This window comes from Subtercola frigoramans (genome assembly GCF_016907385.1).
Lineage (GTDB): Bacteria > Actinomycetota > Actinomycetes > Actinomycetales > Microbacteriaceae > Subtercola > Subtercola frigoramans.
Map to the genome: position 1 here is coordinate 1,287,014 of NZ_JAFBBU010000001.1, position 26,323 is coordinate 1,313,336.

At 66.2% G+C, this 26,323-nt stretch carries 21 protein-coding genes and 1 tRNA gene; 17 read left to right on the forward strand and 5 right to left on the reverse strand.

Annotated features, from left to right (window positions below):
* Nucleotides 1–9 precede the first annotated feature (9 nt).
* The 5 genes from metG (at nucleotide 10) to JOE66_RS06180 (ending at nucleotide 6,545) form a co-directional block, all read left to right on the forward strand.
* Nucleotides 10–1,686 carry a methionine--tRNA ligase gene (metG, locus tag JOE66_RS06160; RefSeq protein WP_205107709.1) on the forward strand — a complete coding sequence of 559 codons (1,677 nt, stop codon included), beginning with the start codon at nucleotides 10–12 and terminating at the stop codon, nucleotides 1,684–1,686.
* On the forward strand, nucleotides 1,683–2,660 hold the full coding sequence (locus JOE66_RS06165; protein ID WP_205107711.1) for a TatD family hydrolase: 978 nt from the start codon (nucleotides 1,683–1,685) through the stop codon (nucleotides 2,658–2,660). The genes metG and JOE66_RS06165 overlap by 4 nt, the downstream gene beginning before the upstream one ends.
* Nucleotides 2,660–3,517 (forward strand): 16S rRNA (adenine(1518)-N(6)/adenine(1519)-N(6))-dimethyltransferase RsmA, encoded by an 858-nt coding sequence (gene rsmA / locus JOE66_RS06170; protein WP_205107713.1) that lies wholly within the window; start codon nucleotides 2,660–2,662, stop codon nucleotides 3,515–3,517. Before JOE66_RS06165 ends, rsmA begins: the two co-directional genes overlap by 1 nt.
* Nucleotides 3,518–3,612: 95 nt before the next feature.
* Nucleotides 3,613–4,560, forward strand: a complete 948-nt coding sequence (locus JOE66_RS06175) for a 4-(cytidine 5'-diphospho)-2-C-methyl-D-erythritol kinase (RefSeq protein WP_205107715.1) — start codon at nucleotides 3,613–3,615, stop codon at nucleotides 4,558–4,560.
* Between the two features lie 167 nt (nucleotides 4,561–4,727).
* Complete coding sequence (locus JOE66_RS06180) at nucleotides 4,728–6,545, forward strand: ABC-F family ATP-binding cassette domain-containing protein (protein WP_205107717.1); 1,818 nt, start codon at nucleotides 4,728–4,730, stop codon at nucleotides 6,543–6,545.
* An 85-nt stretch (nucleotides 6,546–6,630) separates the two neighbouring features.
* Here JOE66_RS06180 and JOE66_RS06185 read toward each other — a convergent pair whose 3' ends face one another.
* Complete coding sequence (locus JOE66_RS06185) at nucleotides 6,631–7,134, reverse strand: MarR family winged helix-turn-helix transcriptional regulator (protein ID WP_205107719.1); 504 nt, start codon at nucleotides 7,132–7,134, stop codon at nucleotides 6,631–6,633.
* A 202-nt stretch (nucleotides 7,135–7,336) separates the two neighbouring features.
* Between JOE66_RS06185 and JOE66_RS06190 the strand changes: the two genes are divergently transcribed.
* The 4 genes from JOE66_RS06190 to JOE66_RS06205 all read left to right on the forward strand — a co-directional run bounded on the left by JOE66_RS06190 (nucleotide 7,337) and on the right by JOE66_RS06205 (nucleotide 10,296).
* Nucleotides 7,337–7,408, forward strand: a tRNA-Gln gene (locus tag JOE66_RS06190).
* Between the two features lie 55 nt (nucleotides 7,409–7,463).
* Entirely contained in the window at nucleotides 7,464–8,990 is a 1,527-nt protein-coding gene (gene glmU / locus JOE66_RS06195) for a bifunctional UDP-N-acetylglucosamine diphosphorylase/glucosamine-1-phosphate N-acetyltransferase GlmU (protein ID WP_205107721.1), read from the forward strand.
* Nucleotides 8,991–9,968 carry a ribose-phosphate diphosphokinase gene (locus JOE66_RS06200; protein ID WP_205107723.1) on the forward strand — a complete coding sequence of 326 codons (978 nt, stop codon included), beginning with the start codon at nucleotides 8,991–8,993 and terminating at the stop codon, nucleotides 9,966–9,968.
* Nucleotides 9,969–10,026: 58 nt separating this feature from the next.
* A complete protein-coding gene (locus JOE66_RS06205; RefSeq protein ID WP_205107725.1) occupies nucleotides 10,027–10,296 on the forward strand; it encodes a mycoredoxin in 270 nt (89 codons plus the stop codon).
* A 45-nt stretch (nucleotides 10,297–10,341) separates the two neighbouring features.
* Here the strand turns inward: JOE66_RS06205 and JOE66_RS06210 are convergent, their stop codons facing one another.
* Nucleotides 10,342–10,710 (reverse strand): hypothetical protein, encoded by a 369-nt coding sequence (locus JOE66_RS06210; protein WP_205107727.1) that lies wholly within the window; start codon nucleotides 10,708–10,710, stop codon nucleotides 10,342–10,344.
* A 269-nt stretch (nucleotides 10,711–10,979) separates the two neighbouring features.
* The gene (gene gnd / locus JOE66_RS06215) at nucleotides 10,980–12,437 is read right to left on the reverse strand and encodes an NADP-dependent phosphogluconate dehydrogenase (protein ID WP_205107729.1); all 1,458 of its coding nucleotides are present in this window, start codon (nucleotides 12,435–12,437) and stop codon (nucleotides 10,980–10,982) included.
* Between the two features lie 93 nt (nucleotides 12,438–12,530).
* Here gnd and guaD point away from each other — a divergent pair, with 93 nt between their 5' ends.
* The 5 genes from guaD to mfd all read left to right on the forward strand — a co-directional run bounded on the left by guaD (nucleotide 12,531) and on the right by mfd (nucleotide 20,446).
* Nucleotides 12,531–13,973, forward strand: a complete 1,443-nt coding sequence (guaD, locus tag JOE66_RS06220) for a guanine deaminase (protein WP_205107731.1) — start codon at nucleotides 12,531–12,533, stop codon at nucleotides 13,971–13,973.
* 30 nt (nucleotides 13,974–14,003) lie between these two features.
* Entirely contained in the window at nucleotides 14,004–14,975 is a 972-nt protein-coding gene (locus JOE66_RS06225; protein ID WP_205107733.1) for an antibiotic biosynthesis monooxygenase, read from the forward strand.
* Between the two features lie 270 nt (nucleotides 14,976–15,245).
* A complete protein-coding gene (locus JOE66_RS06230; RefSeq protein WP_205107735.1) occupies nucleotides 15,246–15,851 on the forward strand; it encodes a 50S ribosomal protein L25/general stress protein Ctc in 606 nt (201 codons plus the stop codon).
* Between the two features lie 149 nt (nucleotides 15,852–16,000).
* The gene (gene pth / locus JOE66_RS06235; protein WP_307827078.1) at nucleotides 16,001–16,627 is read left to right on the forward strand and encodes an aminoacyl-tRNA hydrolase; all 627 of its coding nucleotides are present in this window, start codon (nucleotides 16,001–16,003) and stop codon (nucleotides 16,625–16,627) included.
* Between the two features lie 75 nt (nucleotides 16,628–16,702).
* Nucleotides 16,703–20,446, forward strand: a complete 3,744-nt coding sequence (gene mfd / locus JOE66_RS06240; protein WP_205107739.1) for a transcription-repair coupling factor — start codon at nucleotides 16,703–16,705, stop codon at nucleotides 20,444–20,446.
* Between the two features lie 345 nt (nucleotides 20,447–20,791).
* Here mfd and JOE66_RS06245 read toward each other — a convergent pair whose 3' ends face one another.
* Both JOE66_RS06245 and JOE66_RS06250 read right to left on the reverse strand, forming a co-directional pair.
* Nucleotides 20,792–21,658 (reverse strand): EamA family transporter, encoded by an 867-nt coding sequence (locus JOE66_RS06245; protein ID WP_239518542.1) that lies wholly within the window; start codon nucleotides 21,656–21,658, stop codon nucleotides 20,792–20,794.
* A 130-nt stretch (nucleotides 21,659–21,788) separates the two neighbouring features.
* Entirely contained in the window at nucleotides 21,789–23,006 is a 1,218-nt protein-coding gene (locus JOE66_RS06250; RefSeq protein ID WP_205107741.1) for a Na+/H+ antiporter NhaA, read from the reverse strand.
* A gap of 204 nt (nucleotides 23,007–23,210) precedes the next feature.
* Here JOE66_RS06250 and JOE66_RS06255 point away from each other — a divergent pair, with 204 nt between their 5' ends.
* The 3 genes from JOE66_RS06255 (at nucleotide 23,211) to JOE66_RS17180 (ending at nucleotide 26,158) form a co-directional block, all read left to right on the forward strand.
* On the forward strand, nucleotides 23,211–24,056 hold the full coding sequence (locus JOE66_RS06255) for a nucleoside triphosphate pyrophosphohydrolase (RefSeq protein ID WP_307827079.1): 846 nt from the start codon (nucleotides 23,211–23,213) through the stop codon (nucleotides 24,054–24,056).
* 275 nt (nucleotides 24,057–24,331) lie between these two features.
* A complete protein-coding gene (hisS, locus tag JOE66_RS06260; protein ID WP_205107743.1) occupies nucleotides 24,332–25,606 on the forward strand; it encodes a histidine--tRNA ligase in 1,275 nt (424 codons plus the stop codon).
* A 78-nt stretch (nucleotides 25,607–25,684) separates the two neighbouring features.
* Nucleotides 25,685–26,158 carry a MarR family winged helix-turn-helix transcriptional regulator gene (locus tag JOE66_RS17180; RefSeq protein ID WP_205107745.1) on the forward strand — a complete coding sequence of 158 codons (474 nt, stop codon included), beginning with the start codon at nucleotides 25,685–25,687 and terminating at the stop codon, nucleotides 26,156–26,158.
* Nucleotides 26,159–26,323: the final 165 nt, after the last annotated feature.

The window sequence follows — 26,323 nt, forward strand, 5'->3', positions numbered from 1 at the left end:
ATGAACCTTATGTCTGACGGCTCCTCGTTCTATATCACTACGCCCATCTTCTATGTCAATGACGTGCCCCATATCGGTCACGCGTACACCGAGGTGGCGTCTGATGTGCTCGCGCGCTGGCACCGGCAGGCCGGCGACCCGACGTGGTTCCTGACCGGCACCGACGAGCACGGCCAGAAGATCCTGCGCACGGCGACGGCGAACGGCGTCTCGCCCAAGGAGTGGGCCGACCGCCTGGTCGAAACAGCGTGGCAGCCCCTGCTCAAGACGATCGACATCTCGAACGACGACTTCATCAGAACGACGGATGCCCGGCACGAGGTCAACGTGCAGCTCTTCCTGCAGCGGCTCTTCGACGCCGGTTACATCTACACGGGCGACTACGAGGGTGCCTACTGTGTGGGCTGCGAGGAGTACAAGCAGCCCGGCGACCTGCTCGACGGCACCGGCCCCTACGAGGGCCAGCAGGTCTGTGCCATCCACTCGATCCCGGTCGAACTGCTGCAGGAGCGCAACTACTTCTTTCGCATGAGCGACTTCACCCAGCCGCTGCTCGATCTCTACGAGTCGAATCCCGACTTCATCCAGCCCGAGAGCGTGCGCAACGAGATCGTGGCGTTTGTGAAGCGCGGGCTGACCGACCTCTCGATCAGCCGTCAGACGTTCGACTGGGGCGTGAAGGTACCGTGGGACGACAGCCACGTCGTCTACGTCTGGTTCGACGCGCTGCTGAACTACATCACGGCCGCGGGTTACGGCTCCGACGAGGAGAAGTTCGCTTCGCTCTGGCCGGCGACCCACATCGTCGGTAAAGACATCGCCCGGTTCCACGCCGTCATCTGGCCCGCCATGCTGCTCGCGGCGGGGCTCGCCGTTCCCAAGCAGGTCTTCGGCCACGGCTGGCTGCTGGTGGGGGGCGAGAAGATGTCGAAGTCGAAGCTGACCGGAATCGCTCCGAACCAGATCACCGACACCTTCGGCTCCGACGCGTTCCGCTACTACTTCATGAGCGCCATCAACTTCGGCCAGGACGGCTCGTTCAGTTGGGAAGACCTCTCTGCCCGGTACCAGGCCGAGCTGGCCAACGGCTTCGGCAACCTCGCATCGAGGGTGATCGCCATGGTCACGAGGTACTTCGACGGCGACATCCCGAATCCCGGAATCTCCGAGGGCGCTGACGAGCGCGTGCGCACCGTCGAGCGACGCGTGGTCGATGAGGCCGACGCAGCCATTGAACGCCTGGCCATCCACGAGGCCCTCTCGGCGATCTGGGAGCTCGTCGACGAGCTCAACGGATACATCACCAGCCAGGAGCCGTGGGCGCTGGCCAAGAAGCCCGAACTGGCCGACCGGTTGCAGACGGTGCTGTTCACGGCCGTGCGCGGGCTCGGCACACTGGCGGTGCTGCTCTCCCCGGTCATTCCCGAAGCGACGGCAAAGCTCTGGCAGTCGCTCGGCGGCGTCGGCGAGATCACAGCGGTACCCATCCGCACGGCCTACCACTGGGAGACCGACGGCAAGGTTTGGCCGCTGGAGCCGCTCTTCCCCCGGATCGAGAACATCGAAGGCGCAGACGGCCCTGCCACTGCGCCAGCCGGTGCCAGTGTTGCTGCAACTCCTGTTGCTGTAACTCCTGTTGCTGCAACTCCTGCTGCTGCAAAGCCTGCCCCTGCCACCGCGCCATGACCGGCGACTCCCCGTACATCCGCCAGCGCGACGCGTCACCCGGCCGCGACCTGACGTACCCACCGCTGCCGCAGGCCCTCACCGTTCCGGTCTACGACAACCACACGCACCTCGAGATCAGTGTCCCCACTCGCTCGGCCGCCACGCCGGTCCCCGGCGCGTCGGAACCGGCGAGCGTGGGCCCAGGCGACCATCCGCTCTCGTATCGCGAACACCTCGACCGGGCATCCAGTGTCGGCGTGCGAGGCGTCGTGCAGGTGGGCGGCGACGTCGAGACCTCTCGGTGGTCGGCCGAACAAGCGCTCAGGGAGCCACGGATGCTCGCGGCCGTCGCCCTGCACCCGAACGAGGCTCCCGTGTACGACCTCGCTGGCGGCCTCGACGACGCACTGGCGGTCATCGCCGAACTCGCCACGCGGCCCAGGGTGGCCGCGATCGGTGAGACCGGGCTCGACTTCTTCCGAACATCTGGTGACACGGCCATCGCTGCGCAGTATCGTTCGTTCGAAGCCCACATCGAAATCGCCAAAGAGAACAACCTCGCGATGCAGATCCACGACCGGGATGCCCACAGCGAGGTCATCGCGACGCTGAAGCGCGTGGGCGCACCGGAGCGCACGGTCTTCCACTGCTTCTCGGGTGACGCCGAGCTGGCCCGCATCTGCGCCGAGAACGGCTGGTACATGTCGTTCGCCGGCACCGTGACGTTCAAGAACGCCGCCAACCTGCGCGAAGCCCTCGAAGTCTGCCCGCGGTCGCTGTTGCTCGTCGAAACCGATGCGCCCTTCCTGACGCCGATGCCGAACCGGGGCCGGCCGAACGCGCCATACCTGCTTCCGTACACGCTCCGGGCGATGGCCGAGCACCTCGGTACCGATTCCTCGATGCTGGCAGCGCAGATCTCCTCGAACACCGAACTCGTCTACGGCTCGTGGGACGCGGAGCCCGTCGTTCTCCCCGCTCTGGACGCGTGATGGCCGATGAGAAGGCGGCGCTGCTGGGCCCCGCCGAGATCCGCGACCTTGCCGGGTTGCTGAACCTGACACCGACCAAGAAGCTCGGCCAGAACTTCGTCATCGACGGCAACACCGTGCGCCGCATCGTCCGCATCGCTGGGGTGCAACCGGGCGAGACGGTGGTGGAGGTCGGGCCCGGTCTCGGCTCCCTCACGCTCGGAATCCTCGAGATGGGCGCGGAGGTGATCGCGGTCGAAATCGACAAGCGGCTCGCCGAACAGCTGCCTCTGACCGTCAGCCTGCTGCAGCCCGATGCGAAGCTCACCGTCATCCGTGATGATGCCCTGCGCATCCAGAGCCTGCCCGGCGCCCCGACACGGCTCGTCGCCAACCTGCCGTACAACGTCTCCGTGCCTGTGCTGCTGCACTTTCTCGAGCACTTCTGGAGCATTCTCTCCGGCGTCGTCATGGTGCAGGCCGAAGTAGGCCTTCGTATCGCCGCAGAACCCGGGTCGAAGATCTACGGTGGCCCGAGTGTCAAAGCCGCGTGGTATGGCACCTGGCGCACTGCGGGGCAGGTCAGTCGGCAGGTGTTCTGGCCGGTGCCCAACGTCGACTCGATCCTGGTCGCATTCGAGCGATCTCCCACCAGCCTTGCCAGTGAAGAGCTGCGTCTCTCGACATTCGAGATCGTGGATGCCGCGTTCCAGCAGCGCCGCAAGATGCTGCGCCAGGCGCTGTCCGGGTTGTTCGGCAGTGCGCAGTCGGCGTCGGAGATCATCACCGTCGCGGGCCTCGACCCGACAGCGCGCGGCGAACAGCTGACCGTGCGTGACTTTCTCGCCATCGCCGAGACCCGCGCCGCGCTGGAGTGAGCGCAACCCGAGCGCTGCAGGCCCCGAGCAGCACCAGCACGAGCACCTGACCGTGAGCGGAATGACACACGCTGGCAGTGAGCTAGGTTAAATCTATGACGGCGAACGCGGGCTCCCAGGCGATCCATGTCAGGGCACCCGGCAAGATCAACGTCTTCCTCAAGGTGGGCGCTGTCATGGAAGACGGCTATCACGATGTCGCCACGGCCTACCAGGCGGTGTCGCTATACGAAGACGTGCGCGCCTATCCCGCTGACGACTTCTCGGTGTCGTTCACCGGCAGCATCGACACCTCCACGCTCACCACCGACGGATCGAACCTCGCCATCCGGGCCGCCAGAATGCTGGCGCACAAGGCGGGATTCCGGGGCGGCGTGCGCCTCGAGATCGCCAAGAACGTTCCCATCGCCGGCGGAATGGGCGGTGGGTCGGCGGATGCTGCTGCCACCCTCCTCGCCTGCGACACCCTCTGGGGCACAGAGCTGGGTCGCGAAGAGCTCGTCACCCTCGCTGCCCGGCTCGGCGCCGACGTGCCCTTTGCCTTCACCGGCGGTACGGCTATCGGCACCGGCCGCGGCGACCAGCTGAGCCCTGCGCTGGCGAAGGGCCAGTTCCAGTGGGTTCTCGCCCTGGCAGAATTCGGTTCGAGCACGCCCGACGTGTACCGCGAACTCGACCGGCACCGCGACCGTCACGCACAAGACATCTTTCCGGCCCAGACCCAGCCCTCCGTCGACGCCGACGTGCTTCAGGCCCTGCGCGCCGGCGACCCACACATGCTCGCCGAATCGATGCACAACGACCTGCAGGCGCCAGCGCTTCACCTGGCGCCCCAACTGGCCGCTGTGCTGGAACTCGGTGAAGCCAGTGGCGCCCTCGCGGGAATCGTCTCGGGTTCTGGCCCGACCGTCGCCTTCCTCGCTGCGGATTCCGACAGTGCTCTCGACCTGCAGTATGCCCTCAGCTCGGCCCGTCACAAGGTCGTGCGAGCGACCGGCCCCGTGCACGGAGCCCGGGTCGTCAACGGCGCCGAGGCAGGCTGAACCACACGGCCTCGGCCACGCACCCTCTGTGCGCACCCTGGCTGCTCCTCACTGTCCGCTCGCTGCTCGATCACTGCCCCGCTCTCTGCGCACTCTTTCGGGCCTGACGGGGCCCCTTGCACCGGCCTCCGGTGAACGTCCAGCCGAACCTGTGGTCAACTTGAGTAATGGCACATCTACTGGGGGCCGAGTCCCTCCACCTCGAATTTCCGACCCGCGTGATCTTCGACGACGTGACACTGGGCATCAACGAAGGCGACCGCGTCGGTATCGTCGGGCGCAACGGCGACGGCAAGTCGACCCTCCTGCAGCTCCTGGCCGGCACGCTCGAGCCAGATTCAGGGCGTGTCACTCGTCGTAACGGCGTCACCCTCGCCATGCTCGACCAGTCAGACACCCTCGACGACTCCCTGAGCGTGGGCCGGTCGATCGTCGGTGACATCGACGAGCACGTCTGGGCGGGTGACCCCATCGTTCGCGGCGTCATCGCAGGCCTCGTCAGCGACATCCCGTGGGAATCCAGCGTGGCCGACCTCTCCGGCGGGCAGCGTCGCCGGGTGGCGCTCGCGGCCCTGCTCATCGGCGACCACGACATCATCTTCCTCGACGAACCGACGAACCACCTCGACGTCGAGGGCATTGCGTGGCTCGCCGGTCACCTCAACCGACGCTGGTCGGCGAACTCCGGTGGGCTCGTGGTCGTGACGCACGACCGGTGGTTCCTCGACGAGATCTGCACGGCGACCTGGGAGGTGCACGATCGCTTAGTCGAGCCGTTCGAGGGCGGCTACGCCGCGTACATCCTGCAGCGCGTCGAACGCGACACGATGGCCGCAACGATGGAGGGCAAGCGCCAGAACCTCATGAAGAAGGAGCTGGCCTGGCTTCGCCGCGGAGCCCCCGCCCGTACGGCGAAGCCGAAGTTCCGCATCGAGGCGGCCAACGCGCTGATCGAGAACGAACCCCCGGCACGCAACTCGATCTCGCTCGCCTCGATGGCCATGCAGCGCCTCGGCAAAGACGTCGTCGACCTCGAGAACATCTCTGTCGTCTACAACGGCAACGCGGGCGAGAAACGGGTGCTGCACGATGTGACCTGGCGGATCGCGCCGGGCGAGCGCACGGGCATCCTGGGCGTGAACGGAGTGGGCAAGAGCACCCTGCTGAGCCTCGTCTCCGGCACTCTGCAACCCACGACGGGCCGGGTGAAGCGGGGCAAGACCATCAAGGTCGCCACTCTCACCCAGCAACTCTTCGAGCTCGACGAGATTCTGAACGACCGGGTGAGCGAGGTCATCGGTCGGCAGCGCAGCACCTACGTCAGCGGTGGCAAGGAGATGACGCCCAGCCAGATGCTCGAGCGGGTCGGTTTCTCCAGCGCCCAGCTGTCGACTCCCGTGAAAGACCTCTCCGGCGGCCAGAAGCGCCGCCTGCAGTTGCTGCTCATTCTGCTGAGCGAGCCCAACGTGCTGATTCTGGATGAGCCCACCAACGATCTCGACACCGACATGCTTGCTGCGATCGAGGATCTGCTCGACACGTTCCCCGGCACACTGCTCGTCGTCTCGCACGACCGGTACCTGCTGGAGCGCGTCACCGACAACCAGTACGCGGTGATCGAGGGCGGACTCATCCATCTGCCTCGCGGCGTCGACCAGTACCTCGAGGTCCGTGCGCTGCAGCAGCGCAATACCTCGCGCGGGTCGAGCAGTGAGGCCCCGAAGACAGGCTCACCCGGCGCGGCGACCGCGAAGCCGGCCCTCGGTGGGGCCGAACTGCGCTCGGCACAGAAGGAACTCGCCTCGGTGAACCGTCGACTGGAGAAGTACGGCACTCAGGTCGCCCAGATCCACGAGCGCATGGCCAGTCACGACCAGGGCGACTATCCGGGGCTCGCCGCTCTCTCTGCTGAGCTCGACGGGGTGCAGAACACGCTCAGCGACCTGGAGCTGCGCTGGCTCGAGTTGTCGGAACTGTTGGCTTAGAGCTGGCTGGGCCAGGGCTGGCTGGCCCAGGGTCTGCTGGCCCAGGGTTCGCCGGCCCAGCGTTTGCCGGCCCAGTACTGCCGACTCAGAGTTCGAGCGTTGTACTCAGTTTTCTCAGCAACCCGGCGAGGCGCTCCTGCTCTGGTCTGCTCAGACCAGAAAGGAGCGTCGACTCAGAGGTGACCAGCACGGCGATCGCGGCGTCGACCCGGGCGAGGCCGTCTGTCGTCATGGTGACGAGGATGCCCCGGCCGTCGTGGGGCGAGGTGCGACGTTCGACCAACCCTCGTGCCACAAGCCGATCGATGCGGTTCGTCATCGTGCCCGACGATACGAGAGTCTCCTCGAGCAGCGCCTTGGGGCTGAGCTGGTAGGGCGAACCCGCCCGGCGGAGCGCCGAGAGCACATCGAACTCCCAGGAGTCGAGATCGCTCGTACCGAATGAGGCGCGCCTGGCACGATCGAGGTTGCGGGAAAGCCGCCACACCCGCGACAGCACCTGGAGGGGCTCGAAGTCCAGATCGGGCCGTTCCCGCTGCCACGCGCCAACGATGAGGTCGACTGAGTCTGCAGATTCCGATTCGGGCATATTCCATTATCCAAGTTCTTGGCATCTTCTTGGCTGCGCCTTGACCACCGGGGCGCCGTGCGGGAGCCGGAATGCCGTCCGCGCGGTCGACAGCTGGTGGTCAACTCCTCGAATCTGTGTGTGCAGATTCCGTTTGTGCGACGCGCGACCCCCGAAGCTCTGGCAGACTTGTTTACTGCACGCGGCCCAGGGTTTCGTGTGATCCGCCTTGGTGTAACGGCAGCACGACAGCCTTTGGAGCTGTTAGGACTAGGTTCGAATCCTGGAGGCGGAGCAGTATTTTGCCATACGGGCTGCAGCAGTGCCGCTCAGGAGACAGGGAGAAACACGTGACCGACTCCACGCTCGCGATCATCATCCTGGCCGCAGGCCAGGGAACCCGCATGAAATCGGAGACGCCCAAGCTCCTGCATACACTGGCGGGAATTCCGATCGTCAGTCACGTGCTCGCCACGGCCAGGGAGCTGGATGCTGCGTACACCGTCGCGGTCGTGCGGCACGAACGTGATCAGCTCGTGTCCGTCATCGTCGACGAGCTGCCAGATGGCCTCGTCGTCGACCAGGACGACGTTCCCGGCACCGGCCGTGCCGTCGAACTGGCCGTTCTCGCGTTGCCGGCCGGGTTCGCTGGCGACGTGCTCGTGATCAATGGCGACACCCCGATGCTCGATGTCCAGACACTCTCCGGGCTGGTTGCCGAACACAGGCGTTCCGGCGCGTCGGCGACGCTGCTCTCTGCGTTTCTCGAAGACGCCTCCGGTTACGGGCGGATCCTCAGGTCGGCGTCAGAGGGAGATGGTGCCGGCAGGGTCGACCGCATCGTCGAACACCGCGATGCCTCGCCGAGTGAGCTTGCGATCTCGGAGATCAATGCCGGGGTGTACCTCTTCGGTGTCGCAGAACTTCGTGATCTCCTGCCGAAACTCACGCTTCACAATGCCCAGGGTGAGAAGTACCTCACCGACGTCGTCGAGCTTCTGCGAAAGGCCGGTTCCGAGGTCAACGTGTTGCCTGTTGCCGACTCCTGGCTGGTCGCCGGCATCAACGACCGTGCACAGCTGAGCGAGGCCGCGGCGAAGATGAACGCGATCATCGTTCGCACCTGGCAATTGGCGGGCGTCACCGTTCAAGACCCGGCCACGACGTGGATCGACCTCAAGTCGACCTTCGAACCCGATGTCACCCTGCTGCCGGGCACGCAGATCCGCGGCGCCACCACGATTGCCCGTGGTGCGATCGTGGGCCCCGACACGACTCTCGTCGACTGCGAGGTCGGCGAGGGTGCGATCGTGAAACGCACTGACGCCACGCTCTCGGTGATCGGGGCCGGGGCATCCGTCGGCCCGTTCGCGTACCTTCGACCCAACACGATCCTGGGTGACAACGGCAAGATCGGCACCTTCGTCGAGACGAAGAATGCCCAGATCGGCGAGGGAAGCAAGGTGCCGCACCTGTCGTACGTGGGCGACGCACACATCGGTGTCGGCACCAACATCGGGGCCGGCGCGATCTTCGCCAACTACAACGGCGTCGTGAAGAGTGAGACAGAGGTCGGTGCCCACGTGCGCATCGGGTCGCACAACGTCTTCGTGGCCCCGGTTAGAATTGGCGACGGAGCGTACAGCGGTGCAGGCACGGTCATTCGCAAGAATGTGCCAGCCGGATCGCTGGCTATGAACGTTGCTCCACAGCGAAACCTCGAAGGATGGGTGGCGGAACATCGCGCCGGCAGCGCTGCCGACGTCGCTGCCCAGGCGGCGGAGCAATCCGGTTCCGGCCCGGCGATCATCGCCTCCCCTCCCGCAGGTATCAATCCAACAGATTCAGCGCCCGACGCTGAGAAAATCGGAGACTAAGTGGCTGAGATCACGTCGAACGGCGAGAAACACCTCGTACTGGCAAGTGGCCGGGCACACCCGGAACTCGCCGAGGCAATCGCCCTCGAACTCGGTACGGGTCTGATCAGCACGACAAGCCACACCTTCGCCAACGGTGAACTGTACGTTCGCTTCAACGGCAGTGTGCGGGGATCTGACGTGTTCGTCATCCAGTCGCACTCCACTCCGATCAACGAGTGGTTGATGGAGCAGCTCATCATGGTGGATGCGCTGAAGCGTGCCTCAGCCAAACGCATCACCGTCGTGGCCCCGTTCTACCCTTACGCCCGCCAGGACAAGAAGCACCGCGGCCGCGAGCCGATCTCGGCGCGCCTCGTCGCCGACCTGTTCAAGGCCGCTGGAGCCGACCGCATCATGTCGGTCGACCTGCACGCCCCACAGATCCAGGGCTTCTTCGACGGCCCGGTCGACCACCTCTTCGCCATGCCGGTGCTCATGCAGCACATCCGTGAGACATTCGACCTCAGCCAGCTCACCGTCGTCTCGCCCGACATGGGCCGCGTACGGGTGGCCGATGTCTGGTCTGACAAGCTCGGCACACCTCTGGCGATCATCCACAAGCGTCGCGACCCCCTGGTACCCAACCACGTCTCTGTTCACGAGATCGTCGGTGACGTGAGCGGCCGCTGGTGCCTGCTCGTCGATGACCTGATCGACACGGGTAGAACGATTGTCGCAGCCTCGGAGGCCCTCAAAGACGCCGGAGCCAAGGGTGTCATCGTCGCCGCGACCCACGCCGTGTTCTCCGACCCCGCATCGGAGATTCTGCAGTCCGACTTCATCGACGCGGTCGTCGTCACCGACACGCTGCCGATCGCCGAAGAGAAGCGGTTCCCCACGCTCACGGTGCTGCCGATCGCCCCGCTGCTGGCCCGCGCCATCCACGAGGTCTTCGACGACGGTTCTGTGACCTCGATGTTCGACGGCGACGCGTGACCTCAGCTGGTAAGCCGCGAACGGAAATATTCACGCTCATAACAGGGTTGACCCCATCATGACCGCCACCGCCGAATTTCTCCCTGCTGCCGACACCATCACCATGTTCTCCACATCGTGGTGCGGCTATTGCAACCGTCTGAAGACCCAGCTGACCAAAGACGGCATCGCCTACACCGAGGTCAACATCGAAGAGGTCGAGGGCACCGCAGCCCTGGTCGAAGCCTTGAACGGCGGCAACCAGACCGTTCCGACTGTGCTGTTTCCCGACGGATCGAGCGCGACCAACCCGTCGCTCATCGAGGTCAAGTCGCGCCTCGGCCGCTGACTGTCGGCCGCTGACCGTCAGCTGCTGCCGGTCAGCTGATGCCTGTCAACTGGTGACGCTGGGCACCGTCTGCGTCGGGAACGACGGGATCAACCCCAGCGGCGCGACGGGCTTCTTGTCGCCGCCATAGGCGCCCACGGTGTAGCACTGCCAGCCCACGCCGCCCGGGCCGAACAGCTCGAACTTCGCCTTCGACCCGCGCGCGCTCGGTGAGAGCGAGGCCACGCTCGCTGCACACGCTGCTTCGGCCGTCGCCTTCGCGAGGCTGTAGGTGGTCAGGATGCCCGGCAGAACCAGCGCGACGATCCCCACGATCACGGCAGCCCTCATCAGGTGCACTGTGCGAGCGCTCCGCAGTGGCCGCTCGTGTGGCTCGTACCCGGCGAGTTCGGGTTCGTCGTAGTACTCGCTCATGCGCGCTTCTGCCGTCTCCTGTCACCCGCACGCCATGCCCACGTGCCACTCATGGGGCGACCCACGTCGAGGTGGGCCCGGTCGCCAGGTGTTGCGCTCGTCATCATCACAGTATGCGCCGCGCGAATGGGACATCGAAGTCTGGCGAATAACGATTTCGCACGGCAGTGCTGCGCAGACGCGCCACGCACGACGCCCCGCTGCCCATCGAGACGGGAAGCGGGGCGTCGAGTGCAGCGGGCGCTGCCAGATTGTCGGTGAGTCGAACCCTAGTGCGAGCTGCCCTCGGATTCGATCTCGGTGCGGTCACCCGACCAGAGTGTGTGGAACGTGCCCGGCAGGTCGACGCGCTTGTAGGTGTGCGCTCCGAAGAAGTCGCGCTGGGCCTGCACGAGAGACGCCGGCAGGCGCTTCGAAGCGAGCGAGTCGTAGTAGCTGAGTGCCGACGAGAACCCGGGAACGGGGATGCCCGAGAGGGCCGCCGTCGACACGATCCGACGCCAGGCCGCTTCGCCGTTCGCCACAGCAGAGGCGAAGTACGGGTCGGCGAGCAGGGTCTTGAGCCCGGGGTTCTTGTCGTACGCCTCGACGATCCGGTTGAGGAACTGCGCACGGATGATGCACCCACCTCGCCAGATCTTCGCGATGTTGCCCTTGTTGATCTCCCAGCCGTACTTCTCGGCCCCGGCGATGATCGCGTCGAAACCCTGAGCGTAGGCGACGACCTTCGAGGCGTAGAGGGCGGCATTCACGTCGTCGGAAAACGAGTCGCCGACCTCGACCGGCGTCGGGCGGGAGGTGATGACGGCCTGCGCCGCCTCACGCTGCTCGGGGTGACTCGAAACGGCGCGGGCGAAAACGGCTTCGGCGATGCCGCCGACGGGTACGCCCAGGTCGAGTGCGTTCTGCACGGTCCAGACGCCGGTTCCCTTGGAGCCGGCCTGGTCGAGCACGATGTCGACGAACGGCTTGCCCGTCTTGGCGTCGACCTGCTTCAGGACCTCAGCGGTGATCTCGATGAGGTACGACTCGAGGTCGCCCGAGTTCCATTCGGTGAAGACCTCTGCCGCGGCAGCGGGGGTGAGGCCGCCGATCTTGGTCAGCAGGTCGTACGATTCGGCGATGAGCTGCATGTCGGCGTACTCGATGCCGTTGTGGATCATCTTGACGAAGTGGCCCGCGCCGCCGGTGCCCACGTGGGTGACACACGGCTCGCCCTCGGCGATGGCCGCAATCGACTGCAGAATGGGCCCGAGGGTCTTGTACGACTCGACCGAGCCGCCGGGCATGATGCTGGGGCCCTTGAGGGCTCCTTCTTCACCTCCCGAGATGCCGGTGCCCACGAAGTGGATTCCCTTTGCAGTCACGGCCTCTTCGCGGCGGATCGTGTCGGTGAACAGCGCGTTGCCGCCGTCGACGATGATGTCGCCCTCTTCGAAGAGATCGGCGAGCTGGGAGATGACCGCGTCGGTGCCCTTGCCGGCCTGCACCATGATGATGGCGGTGCGCGGCTTCTGGAGCGAGGCGACGAAATCCTCGATCTTCTCGCTGGCCACAAAACCGGCCTCAGGATGCTCGTCGACGAGAAGGGTCGTACGTTCCGGTGAGCGGTTGTACACCGCCACGGTGTTGCCCTCCCGGCTGGCCAGGTTGCGTGCCAGGTTCGAGCCCATCACAGCAAGCCCGACGACCCCGATGTTTGCGGTTGCGACGCTTGATTCAGCCATATTCTTCCTCCAGATTTGTGCCCTTTCAAGCGTAGCGGTTTGACCAGTACCCTTAGCTGACACCAGCGCGGGCTCATGACGAGAGGCAGACCAGTGACGACAAAGGCCATCAGGGGAACGTTCTTCGACTTCACCGACGACCCCTGGAAGCACGTCGGTGACGAAGAGTCGTCGGCACGCTTCGTCTCCGACGGACTACTTGTCATCGACGATGGCATCATCGTCGCGTTCGGCGACTTCGACGAGGTGGGCCCGTTGTACCCCGATGTGTCCACCACACACATCGAGCACCGCATCATCACGCCCGGTTTCATCGACGGGCACATCCATTTTCCGCAGACCCGCGTGCTCGGTGCCTTCGGCCTGCAATTGCTGCCGTGGCTTCAGAAATGGGTGTTCCCCGAAGAGGCCCGCTATGCCGACCGTGAGTACGCCAGGGACGGCGCTGTGCGCTTCTTCGACAACATCCTCGCCTCGGGCACGACCACGGTGCAGGCGTTCACCAGCACGGCTCCGGTCTGCACCGAAGAGTTCTTCGAGGAGGCCACCCGGCGCAACATGCGTGTCATCTCCGGTCTCACGGGCATCGACCAGAACGCGCCAGACTATTTCGCCGACACCCCGGAGAGCTTCTACTCCAACAGCACGGCGCTCATCGAGAAATACCACAACGTCGGCCGCAACCTCTACGCGGTGACCCCGAGGTTCGCCTTCGGGTCGAGCCCCGAACAGATGCAGAAGTGCGAGCAACTGAAGGCCGAGCATCCGGATGTCTGGGTCAACACGCACATCTCAGAGAACCCACACGAGATCCGCGGCGTGCTGGCGCTGCACCCCGAGTGCGACGACTACCTCGGCGTTTATGAGAAGTACAACCTCGTCGGCCCGAAGTTCAGCGGCGGCCACGCGGTGTGGCTCTCCGACGACGAGTTCAAGCGCATTCACGACTCCGACGCGTCAGTGACCTTCTGCCCGCACTCCAACCTGTTCCTCGGCAGTGGGCTCTTTCGCCTGGGCAAGGCGACAGACCCCGACATGCGCGTTCGCATGTCGTTCGGCACCGACATGGGCGGCGGCAACCGCTTCGGCATGCTCGCGGTTCTCGACGGCGCCTACAAGGTGGGCATGATCAACAACACCGTTCTCGACGGCAGTATCGACCCGTCACGGATGAACGCGGCCGAGTCCGAGCGCAACAAACTGTCGGCCTTCCGGGCGTTCTACTCGATCACCCTGGGCGGAGCAGAGGGTCTCTACATCGACGACAAGGTCGGCAGCTTCGACATCGGAAAGGAGGCCGACTTCGTCGCCCTCGACTGGAAGGCGGGCCCTCCCGGTTCCGACTGGCATGCCGAGCTCATCGCCGACGGCGGGGACCCGGTGACCGTGGATGACGCCGCGAACATGCTGTTCGGCGTCATGATCGTGGGCGACGAGCGTGCCGTCGCCGAGACCTGGGTCATGGGCGAGAAGGCGTACCAGCGAGCGGATGCTGTCGCATCGACCTTTGCCCGTCACTTCGACCCGGCCCTGTAACTCGTGTCCGCGGGAACGGGGCCTGCGCCGGTGCCCGCAACAGAGCCGTCGGGCGAGCTGTCCACGGGGCCCGTCGTCTCGCTCATCATCGAACGCCGCGTTCTGCCCGGAAGCGACGAGACCTACCGGGCGTGGCAGAAGAAGCTGGGCGCGGTGCTGGCCGCATGGCCCGGGTTCATCGACCGGCGGGTGATCGAACCCTCGCCGCCCACGCAGGTGGACTGGGTGCTGGTGCAGCGCTTCGTGAACGCCGACTCCGCGCGGCGCTGGCTGCAGAGCCCCGAGCGCACGGCCCTGTTCGAGGAGATCAAAGACCACTTCGTGGGGCACGAGGACATCCACCTCGTCACCGAGTCGGAGAACCAGGCTCCTCGCGCCGCCTCGCTCATCGTGACGAGCCATGTCGAGCCGGCCGACGAGACGGCGTTCCTCAGTTGGCAGCGCAGGATCTCGGCCGCTGAAGCCAGTTTCCCCGGATTTCTCGGGCACAAGGTCGAGCGGCCGACCCCGGGTGTGCAGGACGACTGGACGGTCATCCTGAGTTTCGACAGCGACGCGAGCCTCACGGCCTGGGAGACATCGTCGGTGCGCACGAAGCTGGTGAAGGAGGGGGAGGCATTCAACTCGCAGATGCGGGTGAGCCGGTCGAGTTACGGCTTCGACTTCTGGGGTGCTGGCCGGCAGAGCCGCGCCACGATCTTCAAAGACAACCTGCTCGTGCTTCTGGTGCTGTACCCGATCGTGTTTCTCTGGGGGTACTTCATCGGCGCGCCGCTGCTCGAGGCGAACGGGGTACCGTTCTGGGCGAGCCTCTTCATCGGCAACGTGGTGAGCACGCAATTGCTGGGCTGGTTCGTGGCTCCCTGGATCTTCAGGGTGTTCGACTGGTGGCACAAGCCCGGCGTCGGCACGCGCCGCAACGTCATCGGTTACGTCATTCTCGCTGTGCTCTACGCGGCGAGCATGGGCCTCGACGCCTGGTTGATCTCCTTACGTGCCTGAGGCGACGCGCGAGGTCGCGCCGCGGCGGCCTGGCGTGTAGACTCACACACTGAACTTCGGCGAGGGATGCCGCTGCCAGATCGACGTCATCTTCGGCGAACGTCTGCCGGGCATCCGTAATCGACGCGGTGGACGAGGCTTTACGTCTTTCCTCACGTGTCTCCTCTGAGTCTTCACCGATTCAGGCGCGTTCGAGTTGAAAATTCCCAACCCACACAATTTACGCGGGTGTGTGCTCCCGAGGCATACCGACCCGTGAGGAGAAAAATCATGGCTGACGACAACAAGATCGTTGCGGAGACCCGCAACTCATTCGGCAAGGGTGCGGCACGCAAGCTCCGCGCCGCCGGCAAGATTCCCGCAGTGATCTACGGCCACGGTGCTGAACCGCAGCACGTGAGCCTGCCGGGCCACGAGGTGTTCCTGCTCATCCGTAAGTCGAACGCTCTGATCGAGCTCGACATCGAGGGCAAAGAGACGCTCGCCCTCGTGAAGGATGTCCAGAAGGACCCCGTACGCCAGATCATCGAGCACCTCGACCTCATCGTCGTCCGAAAGGGCGAGCGCGTTCAGGTCGAGGTCGCCGTGCACGTCGAAGGTGAGCCTGTCTCCGGCGCCACCGCCGACCTCGACACCTTCTCGCTGCTGCTCGAGGTGCTGGCCACGAACATCCCGACGCGCGTCATCGTGAACATCGAAGGTGCCGAGGCCGGCACCCAGATCCTCGCCAAGGACATCGCACTGCCCGAGGGTGCTGTTCTCATCGGCGACGAGGACCAGCTGATCGTGGCTGTCTCGATCCCTGAAGAGCAGGACCTGGGCGACAGCCTCTCGGCCGGAGACGCCTCGACGTCCGACGCTCCGACGCCCGCCTGATCTCGTAGATTCGCAGCTTTATTCAAACGTGCCGTGGCGGCCTCGATCGCCACGGCACGTTTGTGTTGTGCGGCCTGATGCGCAGTGCACCCTCACCGCGTGCCCATCAGATGTGTAGTGTGCCGAGGGATAGTGTGCCGGGGGGTAGTGTGCGGGAGCAGAAGGGTTCGGTGATCGTGGTGGCAAGTGACGACCAGTGGCTGGTGGTCGGACTCGGCAACCCGGGGCCGGAGTATGCCGGCAACCGGCACAATGTGGGCCAGATGGTGCTCGACGAGCTGGCTATGCGCCTCTCTTCATCATTCAAGGCCGTCGCGCGCACGAATGCGCGCGTAGCGGAGGGCCGGATGATTCCGGGAGGGCCGCGCTTCGTGCTCGCGAAGCCGAACAGCTACATGAACAACTCCGGTGGGCCCGTCGCCGCCCTGCTCGCCTACTTCTCCCTGCCACCGTCGCAGTTGATCGTGGTGCACGACGAGCTCGACATCCCGTTCGATACCCTCAGGCTGAAGTTCGGCGGGGGGCACGGCGGCCACAACGGCATTCGGGACATCGCGGCTGCGACCGGCACGGGCGACTTCGCACGGGTGCGGGTCGGGGTGGGGCGTCCTCCCGGTCGCCAGAGTGCCGCCGACTTCGTGCTGCGCGATTTCACGTCGACGGAGCGCGGGGTTCTGCCGAACATCCTCGCCGACGCGGCCGACGCGGTCGAGTTGATCGCCGCCGACGGGCTCACCGCCGCCCAGCAGCGTTACCACGCGCCGCCGCCGGCCTGAGCTTGTCCCCTGTCCACCAATCGTCGGAATGGGGAGCGGAGGGCGAGTGTCGGAGGGGGACCGTAGACTTGTGCGGTGATACTTCAGGGCTTGATCGCTGCGCTTTCGCGCGCCTCGACGTTCGACAACGCCCTCGCGCAGGCCGGCCGTGACGCTGATTTCTCGCTCACAGACGGGCTTCGGGCGCCGCTGCTGGCCGCACTGCTGGGCAGGCGGGCAGAGAACGAACTCCCGCAGGTACTGTTTGTCGTCACGGCAACGGGCCGCGATTCCGAGAGTCTCCGTGCGAGCCTGGATTCGCTCGCTCCCGGCGCCGATGTGCTCGAGTTCCCTGCGTGGGAGACGCTGCCGCACGAGCGGCTGAGCCCGAGCGCCGAGATCGTCGGCAAGCGCATCGCCGCGCTGCGAAAGCTCGCCGAATGGGATGCTCAAACCAAGGCGGCCGATGCGGCGGGCGTGCCTGCGCAGGCCGAAGAGCCGGCACAAGCTCCTTCGCGGGCGAAGGGCGCCAGAAAGGCGGGTGCTGCTCCATCGGCTGGGCCCGCACGACCACGCCCGCTCATCGTCGTCGCCTCCGTGCGCGCTGCACTGCAGCCGCTCGCCGACAACCTCACCGACCAGAAACCCATACTCCTGGTCAAGGGAGGGCGTGGCTACGACCTCGCCCAGCTCACCACCGGGCTCGTCGAACTGGCGTACTCCCGCGTCGACATGGTCACCCGCCGGGGCGAGTTCGCCGTGCGCGGCGGCATTCTCGACGTGTTCCCGGCCGTCTCGGAGCATCCGGTCAGGGTCGACTTCTTCGGCGACGAGATCGAGGAGATCCGCGCCTTCTCGGTTGCCGACCAGCGCTCACTCGAGCTCTCGCTTGCCGAGGTGAGTCTGCCGCCGAGCCGCGAACTGCTGCTCAGCGAGGGCGTGAAACAGCGTGCCCGTGAGATGCAGCACGAGTTTCCGAGCCTCGCCGGCATGCTCGAGAAGATCGGCCAGGGCATCCCGGTCGAGGGTATGGAGAGCCTCGCGCCCGCCCTCCTCGATCGCCTGGTCACCGTTACCCACTACCTGCCGAAGGGCGCGGCGATCGCCGTCATCGCCCCCGAGCGCGTGGCCAGCCGCGCGGTGAGCCTCACCGAGACCAACCGCGAGTTCCTCTCCGCCGCGTGGAACGCCGCCACCGCCGGAGCCGAAGCTCCGATCGACCTGGCCTCGGGCGAGTTCATCACCCTCAACGCGCTGCGTGATGCCGCCGGCCCTGGCCGCCCGTGGTGGACCCTCTCGACATTCGACAGCGGTACATCATCCATTGACGAGCACCTGCAGGCCATCGTCGATGCCGACTCCCACTACGTGAGAATCGCGGCGGATGCTGTACCCAGCTTCCAGGGCAACGTCGACGGTGCCCTCGAGCACGTTGCGGCGCGCCTCCGTGACGGCTGGAGCGTCGCCGTCGTCGCGGGCGGCTCGGGCCTCGTCGAGCGTGCGGCCGACGTGCTGGGCGAACACGAGTTGCCGGCGCGTATCGTCGACGAGTTCCCGTCCGACGTGGAGCCCGGCATCGCCTACCTCGTCAAGGCCACCGTCGAGAGCGGCTTCGAGCTGCCGGAGACCAAGCTCGCACTCATCAGCGAGAACGAGTTCTACGGCCGCAGTGCGGGGTATGACGCGCGCCAGGTCAAGAAGCTGGCCACCCGCCGTAAGAACGTCGTCGACCCCCTGCAGCTGAAGACCGGCGACGTGGTCGTGCACCAGACGCACGGCATCGGCCGGTTCATCGAGCTCACCCAGCGCGAGGTCTCCAGCGGTGGCCGCAACCCCGTGAAGACCACGCGTGAATACCTGCTCATCGAGTACGCGCCGTCCAAGCGCGGGTACCCCGGCGACAAGCTCTACGTACCCACCGACCAGCTCGACCTGCTCACCCGCTACGTCGGGGGAGAAGCGCCCGCGCTCTCGAAGATGGGTGGCAGTGACTGGTCGGCGGCCAAGTCGAAGGCGCGCAAGGCCGTTCGCGATATCGCCGTCGAACTGGTGAAGCTGTACTCGGCGCGCATGGCGTCGAAGGGCTACGCGTTCGGGCCTGACACACCCTGGCAGCGCGAGCTCGAAGAGGCGTTCCCGTTCGCCGAGACCCCCGACCAGCTCACCACGATCGACGAGGTCAAGGCCGACATGGAGCGGCCCATCCCCATGGACCGCCTGCTCGCCGGCGACGTCGGCTTCGGCAAGACCGAGGTCGCCGTGCGCGCCGCGTTCAAGGCCATCCAGGAGGGTAAGCAGGTTGCGATGCTCGTGCCGACCACCCTGCTTGTCCGCCAGCACCTCGAGACCTTCAGCGAACGCTTCGCGGGCTTCCCCGTGCACACCCGCGCCCTCTCCCGATTCCAGTCCGAGAAGGAGGCCCGCGAGACCATCAAGGGCCTCGCAGACGGCACAATCGACATGGTGATCGGCACCCACCGCATCCTCACCGAATCCATGGTCTTCAAAGACCTGGGGCTCGTGATTATCGACGAAGAGCAGCGTTTCGGTGTCGAACACAAAGAGAAACTGAAGAAGCTCAAGACCAACGTCGACATCCTCTCGATGAGTGCCACGCCGATCCCTCGCACTCTCGAGATGGCGGTCACGGGCATCCGGGAGATGTCGACCCTCGCCACCCCGCCCGAAGACCGGCACCCGATCCTGACCTACGTCGGGCCGAACTCCGACAAGCAGATCGCGGCCGCCATCCACCGCGAGATGCTGCGCGAAGGCCAGATCTTCTTCGTTCACAACCGGGTCTCATCGATCAACCGGGTCGCCGCGCATATCGCCGAGCTGGTTCCGGATGCCCGCATCGCCGTTGCACACGGCCAACTGCCTGAGCACGTGCTCGAACAGGTCATCGTGGACTTCTGGGAGCGCAAGTTCGACGTTCTCGTCTCGACCACCATCATCGAGACCGGCCTCGACATCCCGAACGCCAACACGCTCATCATCGACCGTGCCGACAAGTACGGGCTCTCGCAGTTGCACCAGCTCCGGGGGCGGGTCGGTCGCGGGCGTGAGCGGGCCTACGCCTACTTCCTCTACGACGAGAACAAACCCCTCAGCGAGACGGCGCACGACCGGCTCTCGACCATCGCAGCGAACAATGAACTCGGCTCCGGCATGCAGGTCGCGCTCAAAGACCTCGAGATCCGCGGCGCCGGCAACCTGCTCGGCGGCGAGCAGTCCGGCCACATCGCCGGTGTCGGCTTCGACCTCTATCTCCGGATGATCGGCGAAGCCGTCTCGACCTTCCGGGGTGATGTCGCAGAGGGCCAGACCGAACTCCGGCTCGAACTGCCCGTCGACGCGCACATCCCCGAGGAGTACGTCGACAGCGAGCGCCTGCGTCTGGAGGCCTACCAGAAGCTGTCGACCGCCTCGTCGCCGGCTGCGGCCGACGGCCAGATCGACCAGGTGCTCGAGGAGCTCATCGACCGCTACGGCGAGCCGCCGGAGCAGGTCACGAACCTCATCACCGTGTCGAAACTGCGCCGCCTGGCCCAGCGCACGGGGCTCAGCGAGGTCGTCGCGATGGGGTCGAACCTGCGAGTCGCCCCGGCGAACCTGGCCGACTCGATCCAGGTGCGGCTGAAGCGCATGTACCCCAACGCGAAATACCTGGCGTCGGCTGCTGCCGTGAGCGTTCCGATGCCGGTCGTGAACGGGCATCCCTTGCCTGACGCCGACCTCATCGCCTGGGTCGAGAGCCTGCTCGCGGCGATCTTCCCGCCACCGGCGACCCCGGCCGCTGCACCGGCTTCTGCAGTCACGGCTCCCGCCGGCGACTGACGCTGCGCCGACTGACCCTCGACTGACCCCACCGTCGACTGATCCCACCGTCGACTGATCTCATCGTCGACTGGGCCCGCCCACACTGCGGCCATCGTCTGGCACTGTTCGGCGGAACGCGCCTCGACGGAACAGTCCACACTCGAGGGCACGTGCACCGTGCACGCGACGGAGCGCAGGGACTGTTCCGTGGATACCCGCCGCTGGCAGAGTGTCGGGCGCCGCAGCGGGAATCAGCCCTCACGGCGGAGCAGCGCACGGGGGAATGGGGCCGGCGGGAGTGGCGCACGGGGGAGTGGGGCCGGCGAGAGTGGCTGAGGGGGCGGCTGCCCAGGTGACGGCTGCCTAGGGGAGGGGTTCGGCGGGAACGGGACTGGGGCGGCGGGCGAACCGGGCGGCCGAGCGCACCGCACCGATACTCGCCGCGATGACGAGCGCGATCGCGACGGCCTCCACCCAGCTCAAGGCCTGCCCGAGGATGACCAGGCCGGCCAGCGCGGCAATCGCAGGCGCGAGGCTCATCAGGATGGAGAACGTCGCCTCTGGCAGGCGCCGCAGCGCGAGCAGTTCGAACGCGTAGGGGATGGTCGACGAGAGCACCGCGACCGCGAGCCCGAGCAGCAGCGCGGTCGGCTGGAACAGAGCGACTCCCGTCGACACGATGCCGAAGGGCAGCGACACGATCGCGCCGACAGTCATAGCGATGGCGATGCCATCGAGCTGGGCGAACCGCTGCCCGGCCCGCGCAGACAACAGGATGTATCCGGACCACAGCGCCCCGGCACCCGCCGCGAACGCGACGCCGACCGGGTCGAGGGTGCCAGCCCCACCCTGGCTGAGCAGGGCGACCCCGGCGAACGCGAGCACCGCCCAGAGCCACGCAGAGGCCCGCCGTGCGACGACCACCGACAGCACGAGCGGGCCGAGCACCTCGATCGTGACCGTCGTGCCCAGCGGCAGGCGGTCGAGGGCCTGGTAGAAGAGCATGTTCATGCCCGCAAGCACCACGCCGTAGGCGACCACGATCATCCAGTCGCGCCCGGTGTGGCCGCGCAGCTTCGGGCGACACACGACGAGCAGGATGATCGCCGAGAACCCCAGGCGAAGCCCCACCATGCCGAGTGCCCCCACGAGGGGGAACAGCACGACCGCGAACGACGCCCCGATCTCCTGGCAGGCGCGCCCGATGACCACGATGCCGACCGGCCACAGCGTTGTGAGGCCACCGGGTGCCCTGCTGTCGCCGGATGCTCGGAAGGGTCTCAGCGGCACGGTCACTCGTTCACGCTACCCTCTACGGCGGGTCGGACAGCTCGGGGGTGCCTCCACGCCGCTGGCTGGACTACTCGACGAGTGCGGTCGTGCGGCCGGCAACGCGCTCGCGTTTGTATGCCCGTGAGCGCATACTCACCAGAATGGCAGCGGCCACAATTGAGACGCCTGAGCCGAGCAGCACGGCGATGGTTCCCTCGTCGGCGACCTCATGCACCCCGGCGAAGGCCAGTTCGTTCATCAGCAGCGAGACGGTGAAGCCGATGCCGCCGAGGCCACCGACCATGACCAGGTCTTTCAGCGAGAGCAACGACGACGCATCGGATGATCGCCCGACCGTCCGCGCCCCGATCCACCCGGCCAGGGTGATGCCGAGCAGCTTGCCCACCGGCAGTGCGACCAGAACGCCCCAGAACGCCGGGCTGAGCTCGGCGATGCCGACGGAGGGAATCGCAACCAACGCCGCCGAGAACGCAAACAATGGCAGTACGACGGCGTTCGACCAGGGTTGCAGGGCGTGCGCGGCCGAAGCGCCGGGCTTTCTCGCCATGACGAGGCCGAGTGCGACCCCGGCGATCGTGGCGTGCACTCCGGACTGGTACATGAAGTCCCAGGTGAGGATGGCGACGAGGACCATGAAAGCGCAGAGGATCACCTTCAGCGCACCGGTCGGGGCAGTGCCGAGCATCCGGCCCAGGAGCCGACCACTCAGGAGCTGGCTGAGGGCGCCGAACACGACGACCCCGAGAATGGCACCGCCCAGGGCCAGCAGGTTGAGCGAGGTCGTGAAGAAGAAAGCGATGATCAGGATGGCGACGAGGTCATCGAGCACAGCCAACGCGAGCAGGAACACCCGCACTTTCGTCGGAAGCGCTCTGCCGAAGATCGCCAGCACGCCGAGCGCGAAGGCGATGTCCGTGGCTGTGGGGATGGGCCAGCCGCCGAGATACGGGCCCCCGGCGTTGAGGAGCAGGTAGATGCCCGCGGGCACAACGACCCCGCCGAGCGCGGCGATGGCCGGCAGGATCGCCTTCGTCGGTGAGTTGAGCGAACCCGCGACGAGTTCGTACTTCAACTCGACGGCCACGATGAAGAAGAAGATGACGAGCAGGCCGTCGCTGATCCAGTGGCCCGTCGAGAGGTCGAGCCCCAAGGTCGGGAACCCGATGTGTGCGTCGTTCGCCTCGAGCAGGCCGGCACCCGCCTTCGTATTGGCGAGAATGAGGCCGAGGGCTGCGGCAGCGAGCAGAAGCCCCGCCGAGTTGCGTTCTGATCGGAAGATGCTCATGGCTGGGGGTGTCCTGTCGTCGGGCCGTGGCGAAATTCTCGCTCTGCACGAGCGAGCCCCGCTTCAACCGTGGCTGATAGCTCTTGCCGACCAGACTTCCCGGCGCACCGATTACAGTCTATCGAAAGGGGGCACGCCACTGACCGGCGCGCACCTCACCCCGGGCTTCGGGGCGATGCCACACCGATCGATGGGTGAACCGCAGTGACCACTCCACTTTTCTCGAACCCGACGAATGCCTCGAATGCGCCAGAAGCCGTGAATGACGCCGACGCCGTGAACGACCCAGACGCCGAGAATGACGCGCAGTCCTCGGATGCATCGCAGCCGGCCCAGCCCGACGCGCCGTCGAAACTCGACGAACTGATCGCCGTGACGGCCCGGCTGCGCGCACCGGGTGGATGCCCGTGGGACGCCGAGCAGACGCACGAGTCGCTCGTGAAATACCTCGTCGAGGAGACCCACGAACTCGTCGACGCCATCGAGTCGGGCACTCGCGAAGACCTCCTCGAAGAACTCGGCGACGTGCTCTACCAGGTCGTCTTCCACGCCGACCTCGCCGCCCAGACTCCGGGAGAGGAGTTCGACATCCAGGATGTCGCGGCCCACATGACCGTGAAGATGGTCGGCCGGCACCCCCACGTCTTCGGCGACACGGTGGCCGAGACCGCCGACGCAGTGGTCGCGATCTGGGACGACCTCAAAGCCGTCGAGAAACCCGGTCGCACCAGCGTTCTCGACGGAATCCCGCTCGGAATGCCCTCGCTCGCCCTCGCCGACAAGCTGCTCGGCAAGGCCCACAAGATCGGCGTGCTCGACGAGGCGGCGCCGCCGATCATCCCGATGTCGACCGAAGACGAACTCGGGCCGCTGCTGCTCGCCATCGTCGCATCGGCGAAATCGCAGGGGCTCGATGCCGAACGCGCCCTGCGCTCGACTCTCCGCGGCCTGCAGGACGAGATCCGTGAGGCCGAATCGGATGCCCGAACCTCCGCAGCCCCGAACGATCGTTTCGACGCGGGCATCGTGGGTCTCCCCGCCTCAGACTGACCTCCCGGGCCCAGGTGCCGCGGCAGCCGCAGCAGGCGCTCGATCGGCCGCGCGTCTCGACTCGCCCACTGCCCCGGGAGCAACACCTCGGGCCCGGTGCTCCTTCACCTGCTCTCCCTGATCGCCATCCAACGGGACTTCGGGCGGAGCTGGGCCACGGTGGCAGCGTAGGCGGCTGCGCATTCGACGTGCTCCGCCCGAAGTCCCCTCGGCTGCCGCGGGGCGCGCGGCCTGCACGGCGGGTGCCGCGCTCGCGGGCTGGCAGAATTGAGCGCATGGCCCACGCAATCACCCCGCCGCGCGGCATGCGCGACTTCCTGCCCGCCGAGAAGGCGGCCAGGGAGCGCGCGCTCGGTATCATCCGCCGCTCGTACACCACCCATGGTTTCGACGAGATCGAGACCCCGGTGATGGAGGACATCGAGCGCCTGCACTCCGGCCTCGGTGGCGACAACGAGAAGCTCAGCTTCAGCGTGCTCAAACGGGCCATTCCCACGGCCGCCATCGAAGCGGCCGCCGCGGCCGACGACGCCCAGCAGCTCGCCGACCTCGGCCTGCGTTTCGACCTCACTGTGCCGCTCGCCCGGTTCTACGCGAGCCACCGCGCCGAACTCCCCGCCGTGTTCCGCGCCATCCAGATCGCACCCGTCTGGCGCGCAGAACGGCCGCAGAAGGGCCGGTACCGCCAGTTCGTGCAGTGCGACATCGACATCATCGGCGAGCCGACCCTCCTGGCCGAGGCGGAGATCATCACGGCCACGCTCGCCACGCTCGACGCACTCGGGCTCGAGAACTGCACCATCCGCATCAACGACCGCCGGCTGCTCACCGCGATGCTCGAGGTGTTCGGGTTTGCTGCTGCCGAGCATCCACAGGTCTTGATCACCGTCGACAAGCTCGACAAGATCGGTCAAGGCGGGGTTGTCGCCGAACTGCGCGAGCGCGGGGCGACCCCGGCGGCCGTCGACGCCCTCGACGCGTTCTTCCACCGCATCCAGACGCGCGAGTTCAACCCCTTCGGCGTACGGGCCATCACCAAAGCGCTGCCCTCGGGTGTCGACGAGGCCCTCATCGCTGACCTCGCGAGCCTCGCCGACTCTGTCGACCCGTCGAAACTGCAGTTCGACCCGTTCCTGGTGCGCGGAATGGGCTACTACACCGGCACGATCTTCGAGATCGCCCACCCCGACTTCGCCTTCTCCCTCGGCGGAGGCGGGCGTTACGACGGCATGATCGGCCGTTTTCTCGGCACCGACGTTGCTGCGTGCGGCTTCTCGATCGGCTTCGAGCGCATCGTCGACCTGCTGCAGGCCGAAGACGCGGGGGTGACGGATGCCCTGCTGCTCCTCCACGACTCCGAAGCGTCGGCCGCCCAGCTCGTGGGCCTCAAGTCCCAGCTCGTCGCGGCAGGCACTCGGGTCAGGCTCGAGCGGCGCATCAAGAATACTAAGGCGCAGCTCGATCGTGCGGCCGCGGGCGGGTACACCTCGTTTGCGTTCGTCGGGGCTGGGACGCACTCCGTGGAAGACCTCGACGTGAAGGCGATCTGAGGACGTTTCGGCCAAATCAGCTCGGCCAAATCAGCCTCGAATGGCGATGTTACTTAGTTCGGCTATACAATTACTTAAGTGAACAACCAATTCGATCTCAGCACACCCGAACTCACCACACCCGAACTCAGCACGCTTCTCGGTGACCTCGTCACGGTCACCCACCGCCTCACCCGTCTTGCAGCCCAGGCCACAGGAGAATCTACCTCACCGGCAGCGTGGCGAACGCTCAGCGTCCTCACCTCGGCAGGCCCGATGCGCATCGGCGAGCTGGCTCTGGCCAGCCGCGTGAGCCAGCCCACGATGACCAAGATCGTTGCAAACCTCAACGAGGTGGAGTGGATCAAACGCATCGCTGACAGCTCTGACGCCAGGGCCTGGCAGATCGCCATCGCTCCCAAGGGCCAGAATGCGTTGAACGACTGGCGCTACCGCCTCGGCGCCGCTCTCGAACCGCTGTTCGCCGACCTGACCACCCGCGAACTCGGCGTGCTCGCCGAGGCCACCGACCTCATCGGCGATCGCATCGGGGTACAGGAACTCGCAGCGTAGGCACTTTGCATCGACACTTTGCGTAGACACTTCGCGTCGACACTTCACCACCTCGTTCCCCGCAGACGGCCTGTGCTGCCCTCCCTCACATTCGGCCCCCCGCCCCGGCTCTGCACAGCGTCGGGCGCCTGCGACCCCGGTGGTTTGCGGCGGTTCGTTAGACTA

Excerpts from the sequence above, each read along its gene's own strand:
- metG (WP_205107709.1), top strand. The coding sequence starts at position 10 with ATGTCTGACGGCTCCTCGTTCTATATCACTACGCCCATCTTCTATGTC.
- JOE66_RS06165 (WP_205107711.1), top strand. The coding sequence starts at position 1,683 with ATGACCGGCGACTCCCCGTACATCCGCCAGCGCGACGCGTCACCCGGC.
- rsmA (WP_205107713.1), top strand. The coding sequence starts at position 2,660 with ATGGCCGATGAGAAGGCGGCGCTGCTGGGCCCCGCCGAGATCCGCGAC.
- JOE66_RS06175 (WP_205107715.1), top strand. The coding sequence starts at position 3,613 with ATGACGGCGAACGCGGGCTCCCAGGCGATCCATGTCAGGGCACCCGGC.
- JOE66_RS06180 (WP_205107717.1), top strand. The coding sequence starts at position 4,728 with ATGGCACATCTACTGGGGGCCGAGTCCCTCCACCTCGAATTTCCGACC.
- JOE66_RS06185 (WP_205107719.1), bottom strand. The coding sequence starts at position 7,134 with ATGCCCGAATCGGAATCTGCAGACTCAGTCGACCTCATCGTTGGCGCG.
- JOE66_RS06205 (WP_205107725.1), top strand. The coding sequence starts at position 10,027 with ATGACCGCCACCGCCGAATTTCTCCCTGCTGCCGACACCATCACCATG.
- JOE66_RS06210 (WP_205107727.1), bottom strand. The coding sequence starts at position 10,710 with ATGAGCGAGTACTACGACGAACCCGAACTCGCCGGGTACGAGCCACAC.
- gnd (WP_205107729.1), bottom strand. The coding sequence starts at position 12,437 with ATGGCTGAATCAAGCGTCGCAACCGCAAACATCGGGGTCGTCGGGCTT.
- JOE66_RS06230 (WP_205107735.1), top strand. The coding sequence starts at position 15,246 with ATGGCTGACGACAACAAGATCGTTGCGGAGACCCGCAACTCATTCGGC.
- JOE66_RS06250 (WP_205107741.1), bottom strand. The coding sequence starts at position 23,006 with ATGAGCATCTTCCGATCAGAACGCAACTCGGCGGGGCTTCTGCTCGCT.
- hisS (WP_205107743.1), top strand. The coding sequence starts at position 24,332 with ATGGCCCACGCAATCACCCCGCCGCGCGGCATGCGCGACTTCCTGCCC.